The 17526-nt window shown below is 68.9% G+C and carries 15 protein-coding genes; 12 read left to right on the plus strand and 3 right to left on the minus strand.

Annotation, left to right across the window (positions count from 1 at the left end; genetic code table 11):
- Nucleotides 1-127: 127 nt before the first annotated feature.
- The 3 genes from ACFFCA_RS18255 to ACFFCA_RS18265 are packed head-to-tail and all read right to left on the minus strand — an operon-like array spanning nt 128 to nt 2153.
- Complete coding sequence (locus ACFFCA_RS18255; protein ID WP_375487415.1) at nt 128-1147, minus strand: asparaginase; 1020 nt, start codon at nt 1145-1147, stop codon at nt 128-130.
- On the minus strand, nt 1144-1926 hold the full coding sequence (locus tag ACFFCA_RS18260; protein ID WP_375487417.1) for a hypothetical protein: 783 nt from the start codon (nt 1924-1926) through the stop codon (nt 1144-1146). The genes ACFFCA_RS18255 and ACFFCA_RS18260 overlap by 4 nt, the downstream gene beginning before the upstream one ends.
- Entirely contained in the window at nt 1923-2153 is a 231-nt protein-coding gene (locus ACFFCA_RS18265; RefSeq protein WP_375487419.1) for a hypothetical protein, read from the minus strand. Before ACFFCA_RS18265 ends, ACFFCA_RS18260 begins: the two co-directional genes overlap by 4 nt.
- A gap of 239 nt (nt 2154-2392) precedes the next feature.
- Between ACFFCA_RS18265 and ACFFCA_RS18270 the strand changes: the two genes are divergently transcribed.
- The 12 genes from ACFFCA_RS18270 to rpoB all read left to right on the plus strand — a co-directional run.
- The gene (locus ACFFCA_RS18270) at nt 2393-3454 is read left to right on the plus strand and encodes an ABC transporter ATP-binding protein (RefSeq protein WP_375487421.1); all 1062 of its coding nucleotides are present in this window, start codon (nt 2393-2395) and stop codon (nt 3452-3454) included.
- The gene (locus ACFFCA_RS18275; RefSeq protein WP_375487423.1) at nt 3454-4230 is read left to right on the plus strand and encodes an MlaE family ABC transporter permease; all 777 of its coding nucleotides are present in this window, start codon (nt 3454-3456) and stop codon (nt 4228-4230) included. The genes ACFFCA_RS18270 and ACFFCA_RS18275 overlap by 1 nt, the downstream gene beginning before the upstream one ends.
- Before the next feature lies 1 nt (nt 4231).
- Complete coding sequence (locus ACFFCA_RS18280; protein ID WP_375487425.1) at nt 4232-5074, plus strand: MlaE family ABC transporter permease; 843 nt, start codon at nt 4232-4234, stop codon at nt 5072-5074.
- A gap of 3 nt (nt 5075-5077) precedes the next feature.
- Complete coding sequence (locus ACFFCA_RS18285; RefSeq protein ID WP_375487427.1) at nt 5078-6418, plus strand: MCE family protein; 1341 nt, start codon at nt 5078-5080, stop codon at nt 6416-6418.
- 61 nt (nt 6419-6479) lie between these two features.
- Nucleotides 6480-7538, plus strand: a complete 1059-nt coding sequence (locus ACFFCA_RS18290) for an MCE family protein (RefSeq protein WP_375487429.1) — start codon at nt 6480-6482, stop codon at nt 7536-7538.
- A 2-nt stretch (nt 7539-7540) separates the two neighbouring features.
- On the plus strand, nt 7541-8590 hold the full coding sequence (locus tag ACFFCA_RS18295; RefSeq protein WP_375487431.1) for an MlaD family protein: 1050 nt from the start codon (nt 7541-7543) through the stop codon (nt 8588-8590).
- Nucleotide 8591: 1 nt separating this feature from the next.
- Nucleotides 8592-9890, plus strand: coding sequence for an MCE family protein (locus tag ACFFCA_RS18300; protein WP_375487433.1), 1299 nt, complete (start codon nt 8592-8594; stop codon nt 9888-9890).
- Nucleotides 9887-11101: an MCE family protein gene (locus ACFFCA_RS18305; protein WP_375487435.1), complete on the plus strand. Its 1215-nt coding sequence runs from the start codon at nt 9887-9889 to the stop codon at nt 11099-11101. The genes ACFFCA_RS18300 and ACFFCA_RS18305 overlap by 4 nt, the downstream gene beginning before the upstream one ends.
- 7 nt (nt 11102-11108) lie before the next feature.
- Nucleotides 11109-12392 carry an MCE family protein gene (locus ACFFCA_RS18310; protein ID WP_375487437.1) on the plus strand — a complete coding sequence of 428 codons (1284 nt, stop codon included), beginning with the start codon at nt 11109-11111 and terminating at the stop codon, nt 12390-12392.
- 131 nt (nt 12393-12523) lie between these two features.
- Nucleotides 12524-13051 (plus strand): hypothetical protein, encoded by a 528-nt coding sequence (locus ACFFCA_RS18315; RefSeq protein WP_375487439.1) that lies wholly within the window; start codon nt 12524-12526, stop codon nt 13049-13051.
- Complete coding sequence (locus ACFFCA_RS18320) at nt 13048-14067, plus strand: hypothetical protein (protein ID WP_375487441.1); 1020 nt, start codon at nt 13048-13050, stop codon at nt 14065-14067. Before ACFFCA_RS18315 ends, ACFFCA_RS18320 begins: the two co-directional genes overlap by 4 nt.
- 425 nt (nt 14068-14492) lie before the next feature.
- Nucleotides 14493-17526, plus strand: a 3034-nt coding sequence (gene rpoB, locus ACFFCA_RS18325; RefSeq protein WP_375487443.1) for a DNA-directed RNA polymerase subunit beta, incomplete at its 3' end; no start/stop codon positions are given.

Genomic DNA, 17526 nt, shown 5'->3' on the forward strand with positions numbered 1-17526 from the left:
CGCGGGGTAGCCCGGCCACCCCTACCCTAACGACCACCCCCCCGGCCTACGGGGCGGCCCGCATCCGTGCGGGCCGCCCCTTCGCAACTTTCGGCCGCGCGATCCGGATCTTCCTACGCGGAAGGCGTCATACCGCGTCAGGTGCCGGAAGATCCGCGAGCGCGGGCAGGCCGAGCAGGTCCAGCAACGCCGGCGACGGCGACACCGAACCGACCGGACGGCCGCCCCCGAGCGCCGGCTCGTGCTCCCACCGCCGCACCACCGGGTCGTCGGCACCCCAGAAGCGCAGCACGACCGCGAGCAGCGGGCCCAGGGCGCGGCCCGCACCGTCGTCGACCTTGACCGCGAACGCCCGCCCGTCCGGCAGCGCCGCCGCCCACACACCCTCGGCGCCGTTCTTGGCCAGCAGCCCGGGCGTCGATGCCATCAACTCCGTGGCCGGGGTGTCGGTGCCGCTGACGAGCTGCGGGTGCGCGCGCATCGCGTCGGCGACAGCGCGCTCGGACGTGCCGCCCGGCGCCGTCGTCAGCCGCGCGAACGACCGGGCCAGGGCGACGAGCGGGATCGCCAGGGCCGGTGCCCCGCACCCGTCGACCGACGTCGCGGCCACCCGAGCTCCGGACAGCCGCTCCACCTGCGCGGTCACCGCCTGCTGGAGCGGGTGCGACGCGTCGAGGTAGGCGCCCGTGTCCCAACCCGCCGCCACGCACGTGGCCAGCATCGCGGCGTGCTTGCCCGAGCAGTTGTGGCAGATGCGCGCGGGCCCGCCACCGGCGTGCACCCACTCCAGCATCGCCGGTCGGTGCAGGGGGAGGTCCGGTGGGCAGCCCAGCGCGGCCTCGTCGAGACCGGCCGCAGCGAGCACCTCACGTGCGCCCGCCAGGTGCGCCGGCTCGCCGACGTGGCTGGCCGAGGCCAGGGCGACGGACGGCTGCGGCGCGTGCAGGCCCGCCTCCAGCATGGCCACCGTCTGCAGCGGCTTGAGCGACGAGCGGGGAAACATCGGGGCCTCGACGTCGCCGACCGCGTGCTCGACGTCGCCGGACGCGGCGAGCAGCACGACCGAGCCGCGGTGCCTGGACTCCAGCAGCCCGCCCCGGGTGACGTGCAGCAGCTCGAGGCCGCCCGCGTCGGCGTTCGACGTCACCCGGCGAGGCGCGCGAGCGCCGCCTTCTCCAGCTCGCCCGAGGCGGCGGCGGCCTCGAACGGGGCGTGCAGCGCGTCCGTGGCCCGGTAGTAACCGGCCATCCGCGTCAACCGCTCGTCGGAGAGGTGCTCGACGATGTCGCCGAGCTCGGCCCACAGCTCGTGGTCGACGGTGGCGGTCAGCATCTGCTCGACCTGGCCGTCGGCGAGCATCTCGGCGATGGCGTCGAGCTTGGCCTCGTCGTCGATCAGGAAACCGATCCGCACCAGCTGCTCACCGTCGAACACGGCGATGGAGGCACGCAGCGCCGCCGGCGGCACGTGCGAGACGAAGCCGCTGATGACCACCCATTCCCGGCGGCGGCCGAGCTCGGCGCTGACCGCGGCCACCCGGTCGTCGGGGATCGCCGCGACGACCTCCGGCGCGCGCGCCGGGTCCAGCACCGACGACACGTCGGCCAGGTAGGCGTCCGGCAACTTGGCGACCATGTCGGCGGCGCGGGCCGGCTCGAGCAGCTCGGCCACCCGCGCGGCCAGCAACGGCGGCAGCGTCAGCACGGTGAGTTTCGCGGCAACCGCGGTGGGCAGCGTCTTCGACAAGGTGGCGACCCGCGCGAACGCCGGGCGGCCGGCCTGGAACATCGCCTCGCCGGCCTGGGCCCGCAGGGTGCGGACGTCCTCGGCGGGAACGCCGGCCAGCATGGTGAGCCTCGACTCGTCGCTGTCCAGGGTGTGGGCCAGCTTGCGCAGCTCGGCGCGTTCGTCCAGCGACCGGCTCATCCCAGCAACACCTTCTTCACGATCCCGCGGACCGGGAACGGGACGTGCTTCAGTGCGGCGTTGAACGCCCGCCCCATGTCGGCCTCCTGGCGCCGGCGGGATTCCTCGAGCAGGTCGGCCAGGGCCGTCAGGGACGGGTCGGGCAGGGCCAACACGGTGGCGGGGGGCTCGTCCGCGAGCAGGGCGCGCAACCGCCCCGCTGGTTCGGAGGTCGTGGCGTCGGGCATGAGCGGACCTTATCCGGGCCGGGGCACAGCCCGCCCATCGTCGGCGTCCGGCATCTGAGACCGCCCTCATGGGCGCAGAAGTCCCCGCAGGCGGTAGCTGCGGAAATATGCGATGCTGAGCCGCCGCCGGGGTTACCTGCCGGTAGCTCGCTGGTTACATTGGTTTACGTCACACTGTGTCCCAGGTCGCCGAAGATGCTGCGACAGAGGCCGTGCAACGGACGAAAGGGGGCGGCGCTGTGGGTGTCGAGGTCGCAGTCCACGAGCTGACCAAGGCGTTCGGCCGGCAGACGATCTGGGGCGATGTCACCCTCACGCTGCCGCCCGGTGAGGTCTCGGCCCTGCTCGGCCCGTCCGGTACGGGCAAGTCGGTGTTCCTGAAGTCGCTGATCGGACTCCTCAAGCCGGACAAGGGCTCGATCATCATCCGGGACGTCGACATCGCCCACTGCAGCGAGTCCAAGCTCTACGACACCCGCAAGCTGTTCGGGGTGTTGTTCCAGGACGGCGCGCTGTTCGGGTCCATGACCCTGTTCGACAACGTCGCCTTCCCGCTGCGCGAGCACACCAAGAAGACCGAGAAAGAAGTCAAGTCCATCGTCATGGAGAAGATGGACATGGTCGGCCTGGCCGGCGCCGAGGGCAAGCTGCCCGGCGAGATCTCCGGCGGTATGCGCAAGCGCGCCGGGCTGGCCCGCGCGCTGGTGCTCAACCCCGAGATCATCCTGGTCGACGAGCCGGACTCGGGCCTGGACCCGGTCCGCACCACCTACATCAGCCAGCTCTTCCTCGACATCAACGCCAACACCGACGCCACCTTCCTCATCGTCACGCACAACATCAACATGGCCCGCACCGTGCCCGACAACCTGGGCATGCTGTTCCGCCGTGAGCTGGTCATGTTCGGCCCCCGCGAGGTTTTGCTGACCAGCGAGGAGCCGGTCATCAAGCAGTTCCTCAACGGGACGATGGACGGGCCGATCGGCATGAGCGAGGAGAAGGACGCCGCGCAGATGGCGGCCGAGCAGGCCATGTTCGCGGCCGGGCACAACGCCGGCGGTGACGAGGTCTCCGGCGTGCCGTCGCAGCTGCAGTGCTCGCCCGGCATGCCCGAGCGCAAGGCCGTCGCGCGCCGCCGTCAGCGGGTCCTCGACATGATGCACACGCTTCCCCAGCAGGCCCAGGAGGCGATCAAGCGCCTCATGGACGAGGAGGACAAGGAAGCCGAGCGGACCAAGAAGGCCCTGCAGGACAACCCCGAGCTCGCCAGGAACGCCCCGCAGCCCGCCGGACGAGGCTGATGCCGAGCCTGTCGCCCGTCGCCGGAGTCCGCAACGCAGGAAGCCTGTTTGCGCTCTTCCTGGACGTCGGTCGCCTGACCTTCCGGCGGCCGTTCCAGTTCCGCGAATTCGTCCAGCAGTCCTGGTTCGTCGCCTCGGTGACGATCTTCCCGACCATGCTGGTGTCCATCCCGTTCGGCGCAGTCATCGCTCTCGAACTCGGCACCCTGGCCCGGCAGATCGGCGCACAGTCGTTCACCGGCTCGGCGTCGGTGCTCGCGATCATCCGCGAGGCCAGCCCGATCGTCGTCGCGCTGCTCATCGCCGGCGCCGGCGGTTCGGCGATCTGCGCCGACCTCGGCAGCCGCAAGATCCGCGACGAGATCGACGCCATGGAGGTGCTCGGCATCTCCCCGGTGCAGCGTCTGGTCGTGCCGCGGGTGCTCGCCACCATGCTCATCGCCGTCGCGCTGAACGGCCTGGTCAGCGTCGTCGGCGTCATGGGCGGTTACTTCTTCAACGTGGTGCTGCAGGGCGGCACGCCCGGCGCCTACCTGGCCAGCTTCTCGGCGCTGGCCCAGCTGCCCGACCTGTGGACCGGGGAGATCAAGGCGTTGATCTTCGGCCTGCTTGCCGGCGTCGTGGCGTCGTACAAGGGCCTCAACGCCGGCGGCGGCCCCAAGGGTGTGGGCGACGCCGTGAACCAGTCCGTCGTCATCACCTTCCTGCTGCTGTTCTTCACCAACTTCGTCATCACCGCCGTGTACTTCCAGGTCGTCCCGGCGAAGGGCACCTGACATGGCCAGCGATGTCTTCGTCTCGGCCAAGAAGCTGGTCAGCGTCCCGCTGGGGATCCTCGACGACTTCGGCGACCAGATGTCGTTCTACGGCAAGGCCCTGGCCTGGACGCCGCGCACGATCACCCGCTACAAGAAGGAGACGATGCGGCTGCTGGCCGAGGTCGTCTTCGGTAGCGGGGCGCTCGCCGTCATCGGCGGCACGGTCGGCGTCATCGCGTTCCTGTGCTTCTTCACCGGCACCGAGGTGGGCCTGCAGGGCTACGCCGCGCTCGACCAACTCGGTGTCGCCTCGTACTCCGGATTCATCACCGCGTTCTTCAACACCCGCGAGATCGCGCCGCTGCAGGCCGGTATCGCGCTGTCGGCGACGGTCGGTTGCGGCTTCACCGCACAGCTGGGCGCCATGCGCATCAGCGAGGAGATCGACGCCCTCGAGGTCATGGCGGTGCCGAGCCTGCCGTTCCTGGTCACGACCCGGATCATCGCCGGCTTCATCGCCGTCATCCCGCTCTACATCATCGGGCTGCTGTCGTCCTACCTGGCGTCGTACGCGATCGTCGTCTACTACTACCAGGACTCCGCGGGCACCTACTCGCACTACTTCCATCTGTTCCTGCCGCCCGGCGACGTCGTCTGGTCCTTCTTCAAGGTCCTCGTCTTCGCAGTGATCATCATCCTGACCCACTGCTACTTCGGCTACAACGCCTCCGGTGGCCCCGCCGGCGTGGGCGTGGCCGTGGGCCGGGCCGTCCGGCTGGCCATCGTGGCCGTCATCGTCGTCGACTTCTTCCTGTCCTTCGCCATCTGGGGCTCCACGACGAGCGTGCGGATCGCGGGGTGAACCATGCCTGCTGAATCCCTGGCCGCCAAGACCAAGCGACGCCTGCTGGGTCTGCTGTTCATCGTGCTCGTCGTCGCGCTGATCTCGCTGTCGATCGCCATCTACAACAAGGCGTTCACGACCACCGTCGACGTCACCCTCAAGGCCGACCACACCGGCAACCAGCTGATCCTCGACTCCGACGTCAAGGAGCGCGGCATCATCGTCGGCTCGGTCAAGGCGGTGAACGCCGACGGCGACAACGCCAGCGTGACGCTCGCCCTCGAGCCCAGCCGGGTGAAGGACATCCCCAGCAACGTCAAGGCCCAGATCCTGCCCAAGACGCTGTTCGGTGAGCAGTACGTCTCGCTGATCCTGCCGACCGACTCCGCCGGGACGGTCGCCGGCGTGCGGCACATCAAGGGCGGCGACGTCATCCCGCAGGACCGCTCGCAGGGCGCGCTCGAGGCCCAGGACGTGCTCGGTGACCTGCTCCCCTTGCTGAACGCCGTGCAGCCGGCCGAGCTGAACAGCACGCTGACCGCGCTGGCCACCGCGCTGAACGGTCGCGGCGAGGAGCTCGGCCGCACCCTCGTCAACTTCGACAAGTACCTGAAGATCATGAACCCGCACACGCAGGACCTCGTGAACGACCTGCAGAAGCTGGGCCGGGTCGCGCTCGAGTACAACGGTGTGTCGCCCGACATCTTCGCGACCCTGAAGAACCTCGAAACGGGCGCCCGCACGGTCGTCCAGAAACAGCAGAACCTCGACAACCTGCTCACGACGGGCACGAGCACGTCGAACGTGGTGGCCGGGTTCCTCTCCGACAACCGGTCCCGGCTCATCAGCGTGGCCGGCCAGCAGGCCAAGGCGTTCGGGCTGCTCAACCAGTACTCGCCCGAGTTCACCTGTCTGCTGTCCGGCATCAACAAGCTCGCCGACGGCGCCGGCGATGCCATCTACAACAACCAGATCCACCTCGAGGTCACGGTGGACAACGGCTACAACACCAAGTCCTACAAGCCGGGCAACCAACCCACGCTGGTCACCGGGTACGGCCCGAACTGCTTCGGCCTGCCCGACAACCCGCAACCGCAGTCGAACGGCAAGTTCCAGATCCCGGCGCGCTACCGCTGTCTCAACGACGGTGCGCCGCTGGTCGACCCGACGACGAGCGGCTGCGGCGGGGCGAAGCAGACCGCCGCCCGGACCACCAACCCCTCGATCGGGTCGGCGGCCGAGTCCGCGCTGGTGAACTCGCTGGTGGCCAAGACGCTGCACACGACGCCGAACAAGGTCCCCGGCGGCGCCACGCTGCTGGCCGCGCCGCTGCTGCGCGGGCACGAGGTGGTCGTGAAATGAGCGACGCTTGCGGAGCGAATCATGAGCATCGTCGGCTTTGCTGGCCGAGCGGAGTGAGGCCATGAGAGGGCTCCTCGCGCCGCTGATCAAGCTGGTCGTTTTCCTGATCATCACCGTCCTGGTCACCTACGTGCTCGCCGTGACCATCTCCAACCAGTCCTTCGGCGCCACCCACAGCTACAAGGCGAACTTCACCGACGTCACCGGCCTGAACGAGGGCGACGACGTCCGCATCGCCGGCGTGCGGGTGGGCACCGTCGAGAGCATCAAGATCCTCAAGCGCAAGGGCGACACCTCCGTCGCCCAGGTCGCCTTCACGGTGCAGAAGAGCCGCCCGCTGCCGGTGTCGATCACCGCGGCGATGCGCTACCGCAACCTGGTCGGGCAGCGCTACATCGACGTGGAACCGGTGGCCGGGGGCTCGTCGAAGGTCCTCAAGCCCGGGGGCACCATCCCGCTGACCCAGACGCGGCCGGCGGTCGACCTGACCGTGCTGTTCCAGGGCTTCCAACCCCTGGTGCAGGGCCTCGACCCGACCCAGATCAACCAGCTGTCCTACGAGGTCATCCAGACGCTGCAGGGCGAGGGCGGCGCGCTGGTGCGGTTGCTGTCCAACCTGGCCAGCCTGACCAACGCCCTGGCCGACAAGGACCAGGTGATCGGCCAGGTGGTCGACAACCTGAACTCGGTGCTGGGGGCGATCGCCTCGCGCAACAACGAGCTGTCCAACCTCATCATCCAGCTGCGGTCCTTCGTCAGCGGTCTGGCCAAGGACCGCTACACGATCGGCAACGCGATCGTCGGTATCAACGGCCTGGCGACGTCCACGGCCGGGTTGCTCACCCAGATCCGTCCGCCGCTGAAGACCGACATCAAGAACCTGACAGGCCTGGCGGCGAGCTTGAACAAGAACCGGTCGACGGTCCAGTACGTCCTGGACCAGCTGGCGCCGACGGTGGGCGGGCTCGTCCGTACCGCGCAGTACGGCTCGTGGTTCAACTTCTACCTGTGCTCGCTGTCCGGTGACATCAGCGTCGGGTCCGGTACCAGCGCCCTGAAGATCCCGCTCAGCCCGCTGAGTTCCAAGCTCTCGGGCCCGACCACGTCGGCGAGGTGTTGACGGTGGCCGAGAACGAGACCGAGAGCACCAACGGCCGGGTCAAGACCAAGCGCGCGGTGAAGCTGGGCAAGTCCTTCACCTCACGCAACCCCACGCCCATCGGCGCGATCGGCCTGGTGTTCATCCTCGTGTTGCTCGTCGCGGCGTTCAACGCGGCGAGCCTGCCGCTGATCGGCGGCGGGACGCCGTACTCGGCCATGTTCTCCACCTCGGCGAACCTGAAGGAGGGCGACGACGTCCGCATCGCCGGCGTCAAGGTCGGCGAGGTCGACACCGTGGCCATCGACCGCGGCGCCGGGCTGGTCAAGGTCAGCTTCCTGGTCAAGGACGGCTGGGTCGGCAACGACAGCTTCGCCCGGATCAAGCTGCGCACCCTGCTCGGTCGCAAGTACGTCGAGATCGACTCCGAGGGCACCAAGCAGATGAAGTCGGGCTCCACGATCCCGAAGAGCCGCACCGAATCGCCCTTCGACGTGTATCCGGCCTTCACGGCCCTGACCGACACCGTGCAGAACATCAAGACCGGCCAGCTGGCCGGGGCGTTCAACACGCTGTCGTCGGACTTCTCGGGCACACCGTCCTCGGTGAAGCCGGTGGTCACCGGTCTGTCGCGCCTGTCGCTGACCATCAGCTCGCGCGACGCGCAGCTCAAGACCCTGCTGTCGCGGGCCAACTCCGTCACCGGGGTGCTGGCCCAGCGCTCAGGGGACCTGCAGACGCTGCTCAGCGACGGGAACCTGCTGCTGGCCGAGCTCAACGCCCGGCGCGACGCGATCCACTCGCTGCTCATCAACACCCAGACCCTGTCGGCCCAGCTCAACGGGCTGATCAGCGACAACCAGCGCGCCCTGAACCCGCTGCTGACCCAGGTCAACAAGGTGCTCAAGCAGCTCAACGACAACCAGGACAGCCTGGACCGCGGCCTCGCGCTGCTCGGGCCGTTCTACCGGGTCTTCAACAACGTCATCGGCAACGGGCGCTGGTTCGACAACTACATCCAGAACCTCAGCGTCGCCGGTGTCCTCGGCCAGATCTCGCCGGTGGGGTCCTGACATGAAGAAGATGAGCAAGAGCCTGGGGCGCATCGTCGTCCTCGTCGTGGTGCTCGCCATCGTCGGCACCGGCGCCTACTTCGTGTTCTTCAACGGGTCCGACGACAAGAAGGTGAGTGCCAACTTCGCCGAGGCGGTCGGCATCTACACCGGCACCCCGGTCAAGATCCTGGGCGTCAATGTCGGCACCGTCGACAGCGTGAAACCCGGGCCGACCGGCGTGAAGGTCACGATGTCCTACGACTCGGCCTACAAGCTGCCCGCAAACGTGCAGAGCATCGAGGTCGCCAACTCGCTGGTCTCCGACCGCTACATCCAGCTCGCCCCGGTCTACAAGAGCGGCGCGGTGATGCGCAACGGCGGCACCATCTCCACCAAGAACACCTCCGGGCCCGCCGAGCTCGACGACATCTACGCCTCGCTGAACAAGCTCTCGGTGGCCCTCGGGCCCAAGGGCGCCAACAAGGGCGGCAAGCAGAACGGCGCCCTGTCCACCCTGCTCAAGGTGTCGGCGGCCAACCTCAAGGGCAACGGCGCCGCGCTGGGCAACAGCATCACCCAGCTGTCCAAGGCGGCGCGGACGCTGTCCGACAGCCGGGGCGACCTGTTCCAGACCGTCGCCAACCTGCGCACCTTCACCGGTGCCCTGAAGAGCAGCGACGGCCAGGTCCGGCTGTTCAACACCCAGCTGGCCCAGGTGGCCGGCGACCTCGCCAGCGAGCGCACCGACCTGGGCGCCGCGCTGCACGACCTGGGCATCGCGCTGAACAACGTCAACACCTTCGTCAAGGCCAACGCCGGCAAGCTGCACACCTCGATCGCCGGGCTCCGGACGCTGACCGGCGTGCTCGTCAACGAGAAGGGATCGCTCGAGGAGACGCTGGCCGTTGCGCCGGTCGCGCTGGCCAACATCGTCCACGCCTACTCGCCGACCGTCGGCGGCATCGCGACCCGCTCGAACCTGTCCTCCCTGACCAACCCGGTGTCGTTCTGCCAGGTGCTCAACCAGAGCATCACGACCAACCTCATCTCACTGCCGGCGGTCACGACACTGACGCAGACGCTCGCCACGGAGTGCAAGACGGTGCTGACCACCAACAAGCTGCCGTTCGCGGGCATCACCCAGCTGCTGGGCAGCCTCACGGGTGGCAGCGGGGGCGGGCTCCCGACCGGCGGCGGGGTGTTGCCCGGCGCCATCGGGTCCGGCACCGGTTCGGGCACCGCGCCCTCCCTCGGCTCGAGCGGCGGCGACGGCCTCAAGATCCTCACCGGCGGGCTGGCTGGGGGGTCGGGCTCATGACGACCGTGCGTCGACCACGTACCGCGGTCGTGGTGATCCTGGCGCTGGCCAGCCTGGTGCTGTCCGGGTGTGGCTTCAAGGGCCTGTACACCGCGCCGCTGCCCGGCGGCGCCGACCTCGGCAACCACCCGATGACGATCGTGGCGCACTTCGACGACGTCCTCGACCTCGTCCCGCAGTCGGCGGTGAAGGTCAACGACATCGCTGAGGGCAAGGTCACCAAGATCTCGCTGGACGGGTGGAAGGCGAAGGTCACCATGCAGGTGAACGCGCGCGTCGACCTACCGGCCAACGCCCGCGCCGAGGTGAACCAGACCTCCCTGCTGGGCGAGAAGTACGTGGCCCTGGAGCAGCCGCTGAGCGCTCCCTCGACCAGCAAGCTGCGCAGCGGCGCCGACATCCCGCTGTCGCGGACGCGTTCGGCGCCGGAGGTCGAGCAGGTCCTGGGCGCCCTGTCGCTGCTGCTCAACCAGGGCGGCATCGAGCAGATCCAGGTCATCGCCCGTGAGCTCAACACGGCGTTGAAGGGCCGCGAGGGCCCGGTGCGCGACCTGATCAACCAGCTGAACACCTTCGTCGGCACGCTGAACGGGCAGAAGGACAAGATCACGACCGCGCTGGTCAGCATCAACACCCTGGCCGCCACCCTGAACCGCCAGAAGACAGTGTTGACCAACGCCTTGGACACCTACCCCGCGGCGCTGAAGGTGCTGTCCGACGAGCGCGGCAAGCTCGTCACCCTGCTCTCGAGCCTGTCGCACCTCGGCACGGTGGCCACCGGCGTCATCAACGCCACCCAGGCCAACTTCGTCAGCGCCCTGCGCTCGCTGGCCAACCCGGTCAAGCAGCTGGCGGCGGCGGGCTCGGACCTGCCCAAGGCGCTGCGCATCGCCGGCACCTTCCCGTTCCCGCTCGGCCGCTCCCGCGAGTTCGTCAAGGGCGACTACGCCAACCTGGCCGCCATCCTCAACCTGAACCTCACGGACCAGCTGTGCGGCGCCCTGGGCAACAAGCTGCCGGTGCTGTGCACGACGCCCAGCGCCACCGGCGCGAGCGCCTCGTCGACCAAGCTCAGCGGCTCCTCGGGCTCGACGTCCTCGGGCACTACGTCCTCGGGCACGACGTCCTCGGGCACGACGTCCTCGGGCACGACGACGCCCACCTCCTCGGTGCCGCGGCTGACGCCGCAGCTCATCGGCACGGGGAAGTGAGGCCGCCGTGCTGAGACGATCGACGAAGATCCAGCTGATCCTGTTCCTGATCATCACCCTGGTGGGCGTGTCCTACGTGTCGGCCGAGTACGTCGGCCTGGCCAAGAACGTGCTCGGCAACGACGGGTGCAAGGTCGCCGCGGACTTCCCGGACTCCGGCGGCATCTTCACCAATGCCGAGGTCACCTACCGCGGCGTCACGGTCGGCAAGGTCGGCGAGCTGCACCTGATCAAGAAGGGCATCCGGGTCGACCTGCAGCTCGACAACTGCAACAGCCCGCACATCCCCATCGACTCGACGGCCACCGTCGCCAACCGTTCGGTCGTCGGCGAGCAGTACGTCAACCTGATCCCCGCCAAGGGTGCGGGCACTAGCGGACCGTTCGTCCACGGCAGCCACGTCGTGCTGCCGATGAAGAACAACAAGATCCCGGTCGCCACCAAGACGCTGCTGGTCAACCTGGACGACTTCGTCAACTCCGTCCCGCTCGACGACCTGCGTACCACCGTCAGCGAGCTGGACTCCGCCATCAACGGCAGGGGGTCCGACCTCGGACAGCTGCTGGACTCCACCGACACCCTGCTGCGCGCCGCGCTCGAACCGCAGAACGTCGACAACACCATCGCGCTGATCAACAACTCGGCGACGGTGCTGCAGACCCAGCTCGACGAGCAGGACCCGCTGCGCAGCTGGGCGCACAGCCTGAACCTGCTGTCGGCCCAGCTGAAGAAGAGCGACCCCGATATCCGGCGGCTGCTCGACGACGGCCCGACCGACCTGAACACCGTCCAGACCTTCGTCAAGAACAACCGCACCGACCTCGGGGTCGTGCTGGCCAACCTGTCCGTCACCGGCGGCCAGGTCGTCCGACACCTCGACGGGGTGGAGCAGGTGCTGGAGCTCTACCCGGCACTGGCCGCCGGCGGGCAGTCCGTGCTGCGCAAGCCGAAGACCGCCCAGCTGGGACTCATCCTGCAGACCACCCCCGACCCGCAGGACTGTGGCGACCCCACGAAGGGACGCGAGGGCTACAACGGGGTGAAGCGCGAACCCAGCCAGCTGAGCCCCATCGCCCCGGACGTGTCGGCGCGCTGCACCGCATCGACCAGCAGTGGCACGAACATTCGCGGGTCGGCGCACGTCCCCGGCGGCGACCCGATCAGCGTCTCGGGTGGCGGTTACGCCTACCCGCGGGTGCTCACCAAGAACACCGTCGGGAACACCCTGCAGGAGCCGTCGGCGCTCGGCGACGCGTCCTGGCTGACGCTGCTGACCGACGGTCTGCACTGATTCCTCACCGGCCGGGGTAGCGTCTGGCCGCACCGGAGGCGTCGGGCACCCGGCGTCGACGCGCCCGACACAGCTCCACACCTGCCCACTGACGGCCCGGACAGAACGGCCTCGATACAGATCGGATAGTGATGTCAGACTCGCGCGGGACCGAAGAACGGTCCTGGGCACCGTGGCTCGTCGCGGTCGTCGCCGGCGTCGTGTTCGTCGCCGGCATCATCGTGTACTACGCCCCGCTCGGCCATGCCCGCGGCAACAGCGGGGTGGGTGACTTCTCCTCCTCGGAGAAGGCGGCCATGACCGCCGCGGCGGTCGAGACGGCCAATCTGCTGACCTACAGCCGTGCCCACTTCGACTCCGACTACGAGCGGGCGGTCAAGGGCACGACCGGGCAGCTCAAGACCGACGTCGCGAGCAAGAAGTCCGCCACGAAGTCGACCCTGACCAAGGGCAAGTTCGACCTCACCGCACGGGTCACCCACCAGGCCCTGGTCGGGCCGTCCGGGAAGGGCGGCAAGAGCTACGACGTGCTGATCAGCATCAACGGCTACAAGTCCACGACGCCCGACGTGCCGACCCAGCAGAACCTCCAGGTCACCGTCACCAAGGTGGGCGGCACCTGGCTGGCCAGCAACGTCCAGTCGTCGGCGGTCTCATGAGCGACCAGACCCGCGACGGGGGGCCCGACGCCGCCGACGCCGACGTCGAGGCGACCGACGTCGAGGCGACCGACGCCGAGGCCACCGAGGCCACCGACGCCGAGGCCAACGACACCGACGTCGAGGTGACCGACACCGGCGCCGCCCCCACGGAGGCCACCGACGGCGGCGCCGAGCCCAGCGACGCCGTGTCGACGTCGAAGGCGGCCGGCCGCACGACGACCGGGACGGGGCGTCGGCCCACCCCCGCCGCTTCTGCCGCCAGCCGCGCCCGTCGCATCGGCGGTGCGGCCGGCACCCTCAAGCCGGCGGCGGCCCCGCCCGAGGCCGACGACGAGCCCGACGCGTCCGACGCCGCGGAGCGCCGCACCCGCCGCCGGACCGCCAAGGCGGAGCCGGCTGCCGCGACCGCCGGCGAGAAGGTCTCGACGCGCAAGACCGGCCGGACGACGTCGGCCCGCGACCTCAAGACGGAGGCGCAGCGCGAGCGTCCGGTCGTGACCGAGGTCCCGGGCTGGCTGCGCTGGCTGCCCGCGATCGTGCTGAGCGTCTGCGCGCTCGCCATGATCGTCATCATCGCGGTGGCGGCCCACGGGGTCTGGTACGCCAAACCGTCGACGTCCACCACGCGCGACAAGGTGCTCGCGGCGGCGAAGAAGTGCACGGCCCTGGCCAACACCTACAACTACAAGACCCTGGCCGCCGACGAGAAGCGCGGCCTGGCCTGCACGACCGGGGCCTGGACAGCGCAGTACCGGTCGGCCCTGCAGAAGATCGTCAAGCCCACGGCGACGCAGCTCAAGGCCAGCCAGACCGTCCAGATCAACGCCGCCGGGATCGAGTCGGCCACCGGGAACGGCACGCAGTGGACCACGATCGTCTACGGGCAGTTGACGATCAACCAGTCCGGCGCCACCCCCCGCATCGACCCGTTCGCCGCGGTGGTCCGGATGGACAAGGTGAAATCCTCCTACCTCGTCTCCAAGATCGACCTGATCACCAACTCGAGCACCTGACCGACCCCGCACCACGACTCCGCGGCGGCCGGGACGGCGTCCGGCCGGGCGACACGATCCACCACAGACCCCGTAACGCTTGACGGCGGGGGCCCGGCGGGGCACTCTTTCCTGGCACGGTGCAGGCAGCCCCACCGCCGGTAGCCGGACCACCACCGCTCGACGGTAGGGGCCGGGCACGGTTGGGAAAGCTGAGAGCACGCCGCTGGATCTGTGTTCGAATGGTGGCGGTGCTTGCTTGGTGTGCCCTGAGCCGCTATCGTTGCTCTTTGCGCTGCCCTCTTCTGCCCTGTCGGCCCGCTGCTCCTGCGGCGGCCGGCATCGTCGTGCGCCCGCGAGCTCACCCTCGCGCGTCCGCACGCCGGGCCTGAAGGCGGTAGCTCGCTCGGCCCTGGCAGCACCATCAGTCCTTGGAAGGACGCATCTTGGCAGTCTCGCGCTCCGGTAAGTCACGTTCCACCACCACCAGGTCAGGTGTTCCGGGAGCTCCGCCCCGGACCTCCTTCGCGAAGATCCGGGAGCCGCTCGAGGTCCCGAACCTGCTCGCCCTGCAGACCGAGTCGTTCGATTGGTTGATCGGCAACGAGCTCTGGCAGACCCGCAACACCGTGCCCGGCGCGCAGTCCGGGCTCGAGGAGATCCTCACCGAGCTCTCGCCGATCGAGGACTTCTCCGGCTCGATGAGCCTGTCCTTCTCCAACCCGCGCTTCGAGGACGTCAAGGCGTCCATCGAGGAGTGCAAGGACAAGGACATGACCTACGCGGCCCCGCTGTTCGTCACCGCGGAGTTCACCAACAACACCACCGGCGAGATCAAGTCGCAGACGGTGTTCATGGGCGACTTCCCGATGATGACCCGCAAGGGCACCTTCATCATCAACGGCACCGAGCGTGTCGTGGTCAGCCAGCTCGTCCGCTCGCCGGGCGTGTACTTCGACCGTTCGCTGGACAAGGCCTCCGACGTCGACGTCTACGGCGTCAAGGTCATCCCCAGCCGCGGCGCGTGGCTCGAGTTCGACGTCGACAAGCGCTCCACCGTCGGCGTCCGCATCGACCGCAAGCGCCGCCAGCCGGTCACCGTGCTGCTGAAGGCGCTCGGCTGGACCGAGGACCGCATCCGCGAGCACTTCGGCTGGTCCGAGACCCTGCTGGCCACCCTCGAGAAGGACCACATCGGCTCCACCGACGAGGCCCTGCTCGACATCTACCGCAAGCTGCGCCCGGGCGAGCCGCCGACGCGTGAGTCCGCGCAGGCCCTGCTGGAGAACCTGTTCTTCAACGGCAAGCGCTACGACCTCGCCAAGGTCGGCCGCTACAAGGTCAACAAGAAGCTAGGCGGCGACACCGAGATCCTCAACGGCACGCTCACCGAGGACGACATCGTCAAGACGATCGAGTACCTGATCCGCCTGCACGCGGGCGACGAGGGCTACGAGACCGACGACATCGACCACTTCGGCAACCGTCGCCTGCGAACCGTCGGCGAGCTGATCCAGAACCAGATCCGGGTGGGGCTCTCACGCATGGAGCGCGTCGTCCGCGAGCGGATGACGACCCAGGACGTCGAGGCCATCACGCCGCAGACGCTGATCAACATCCGGCCCGTCGTCGCCTCCATCAAGGAGTTCTTCGGCACCTCGCAGCTGTCGCAGTTCATGGACCAGACGAACCCCCTCGCCGGCCTGACCCACAAGCGTCGTTTGTCGGCGCTGGGCCCGGGTGGCCTGTCCCGCGACCGCGCGGGCATGGAGGTCCGTGACGTCCACCCGAGCCACTACGGCCGCATGTGCCCGATCGAGACCCCGGAAGGCCCGAACATCGGCCTGATCGGGTCGCTGGCCAGCTACGGCCGGGTCAACGCGTTCGGGTTCGTCGAGACGCCGTACCGGCGCGTCGACAACGGCCGGGTCACCGACGAGATCGCCTACCTGTCCGCCGACGAGGAGGACCGCTTCGTCATCGCGCAGGCCAACGCCGTCATCGACAGCAAGGGCGTCTTCACCGAGAAGGTGCTGGGTCGGCGCAAGGGCGGCGAGGTCGAGCTGCTCGAGGGCAACGAGGTCGACTACATGGACGTCTCGCCGCGCCAGATGGTGTCGGTCGCGTCCGCGATGATCCCGTTCCTGGAGCACGACGACGCGAACCGTGCGCTCATGGGCGCCAACATGCAGCGTCAGGCCGTGCCGCTGCTGCGTGCCGAGGCCCCGCTCGTGGGCACCGGCATGGAGCTGCGCGCCGCCACCGACGCCTCCGACGTGCTGCACGCCGAGAAGGCGGGTGTGGTCACCGAGCTCTCGGCCGACTACATCACGGTGATGGCCGACGACGGCACCCACCAGACGTACCGGCTGCAGAAGTTCGCCCGCTCGAACCAGGGCACGAGCTTCAACCAGAAGCCGATCGTCGACGAGGGCGACCGGGTCGAGGTCGGCATGGTGCTGGCCGACGGCCCGTCCACCGACGACGGTGAGATGGCGCTCGGCAAGAACCTGCTGGTCGCCTACATGCCGTGGGAGGGCCACAACTACGAGGACGCGATCATCCTCAACCAGCGCATCGTGCAGGACGACGTCCTCACCTCGATCCACATCGAGGAGAAGGAGGTCGACGCCCGCGACACGAAGCTCGGCGCCGAGGAGATCACCCGCGACATCCCCAACGTCTCGGAGGAGGTCCTCGCGGACCTCGACGAGCGGGGCATCGTGCGCATCGGCGCCGACGTCCTGCCCGGTGACGTCCTGGTCGGCAAGGTCACGCCCAAGGGCGAGACCGAGCTGACCCCGGAGGAGCGCCTGCTGCGCGCGATCTTCGGCGAGAAGGCGCGCGAGGTGCGCGACACGTCGCTGAAGGTCTCGCACGGCGAGGGCGGCAAGGTCATCGGCGTCCGCGTGTTCAGCCGCGAGGACGGCGACGAGCTGCCCCCGGGCGTCAACGAGCTCGTCCGCGTCTACATCGCCCAGAAGCGCAAGATCCAGGACGGCGACAAGCTCGCCGGCCGGCACGGGAACAAGGGCGTCATCGCCAAGATCCTGCCGCCGGAGGACATGCCCTTCCTGGTCGACGGCACACCGGTCGACATCGTGCTCAACCCGCTCGGCGTGCCGGGCCGGATGAACGTCGGCCAGATCCTCGAGATCCACCTCGGCTGGGTCGCGAAGACCGGCTGGGACATCGAGGGCCAGCCCGAGTGGGCCGCGCGTCTTCCCGAGGCCGCCCGCCAGGGCGACCCGGACACCAACGTCGCCACCCCGGTGTTCGACGGTGCCCGCGAGGAGGAGATCACCGGGCTGCTGTCGTCCACGCTGCAGACGCGTGACGGCGAGCAGCTGATCGGCTCGAGCGGCAAGGCGCGGCTGTTCGACGGCCGCTCCGGCGAGCCGTTCCCCGAGCCGGTGTCGGTGGGCTACACCTACATCCTCAAGCTGCTGCACCTGGTCGACGACAAGATCCACGCCCGCT

This window comes from uncultured Jatrophihabitans sp., from assembly GCF_964252635.1.
Taxonomy (GTDB): domain Bacteria; phylum Actinomycetota; class Actinomycetes; order Mycobacteriales; family Jatrophihabitantaceae; genus Jatrophihabitans.

Bases quoted from the DNA above. Each gene is read 5' to 3' on its own strand.
- ACFFCA_RS18285 (WP_375487427.1), top strand. From the start codon at position 5,078: ATGCCTGCTGAATCCCTGGCCGCCAAGACCAAGCGACGCCTGCTGGGT.
- ACFFCA_RS18290 (WP_375487429.1), top strand. From the start codon at position 6,480: ATGAGAGGGCTCCTCGCGCCGCTGATCAAGCTGGTCGTTTTCCTGATC.
- ACFFCA_RS18275 (WP_375487423.1), top strand. From the start codon at position 3,454: ATGCCGAGCCTGTCGCCCGTCGCCGGAGTCCGCAACGCAGGAAGCCTG.
- ACFFCA_RS18265 (WP_375487419.1), bottom strand. From the start codon at position 2,153: ATGCCCGACGCCACGACCTCCGAACCAGCGGGGCGGTTGCGCGCCCTG.
- ACFFCA_RS18260 (WP_375487417.1), bottom strand. From the start codon at position 1,926: ATGAGCCGGTCGCTGGACGAACGCGCCGAGCTGCGCAAGCTGGCCCAC.
- ACFFCA_RS18305 (WP_375487435.1), top strand. From the start codon at position 9,887: ATGACGACCGTGCGTCGACCACGTACCGCGGTCGTGGTGATCCTGGCG.
- ACFFCA_RS18315 (WP_375487439.1), top strand. From the start codon at position 12,524: ATGTCAGACTCGCGCGGGACCGAAGAACGGTCCTGGGCACCGTGGCTC.
- ACFFCA_RS18300 (WP_375487433.1), top strand. From the start codon at position 8,592: ATGAAGAAGATGAGCAAGAGCCTGGGGCGCATCGTCGTCCTCGTCGTG.
- ACFFCA_RS18280 (WP_375487425.1), top strand. From the start codon at position 4,232: ATGGCCAGCGATGTCTTCGTCTCGGCCAAGAAGCTGGTCAGCGTCCCG.
- ACFFCA_RS18320 (WP_375487441.1), top strand. From the start codon at position 13,048: ATGAGCGACCAGACCCGCGACGGGGGGCCCGACGCCGCCGACGCCGAC.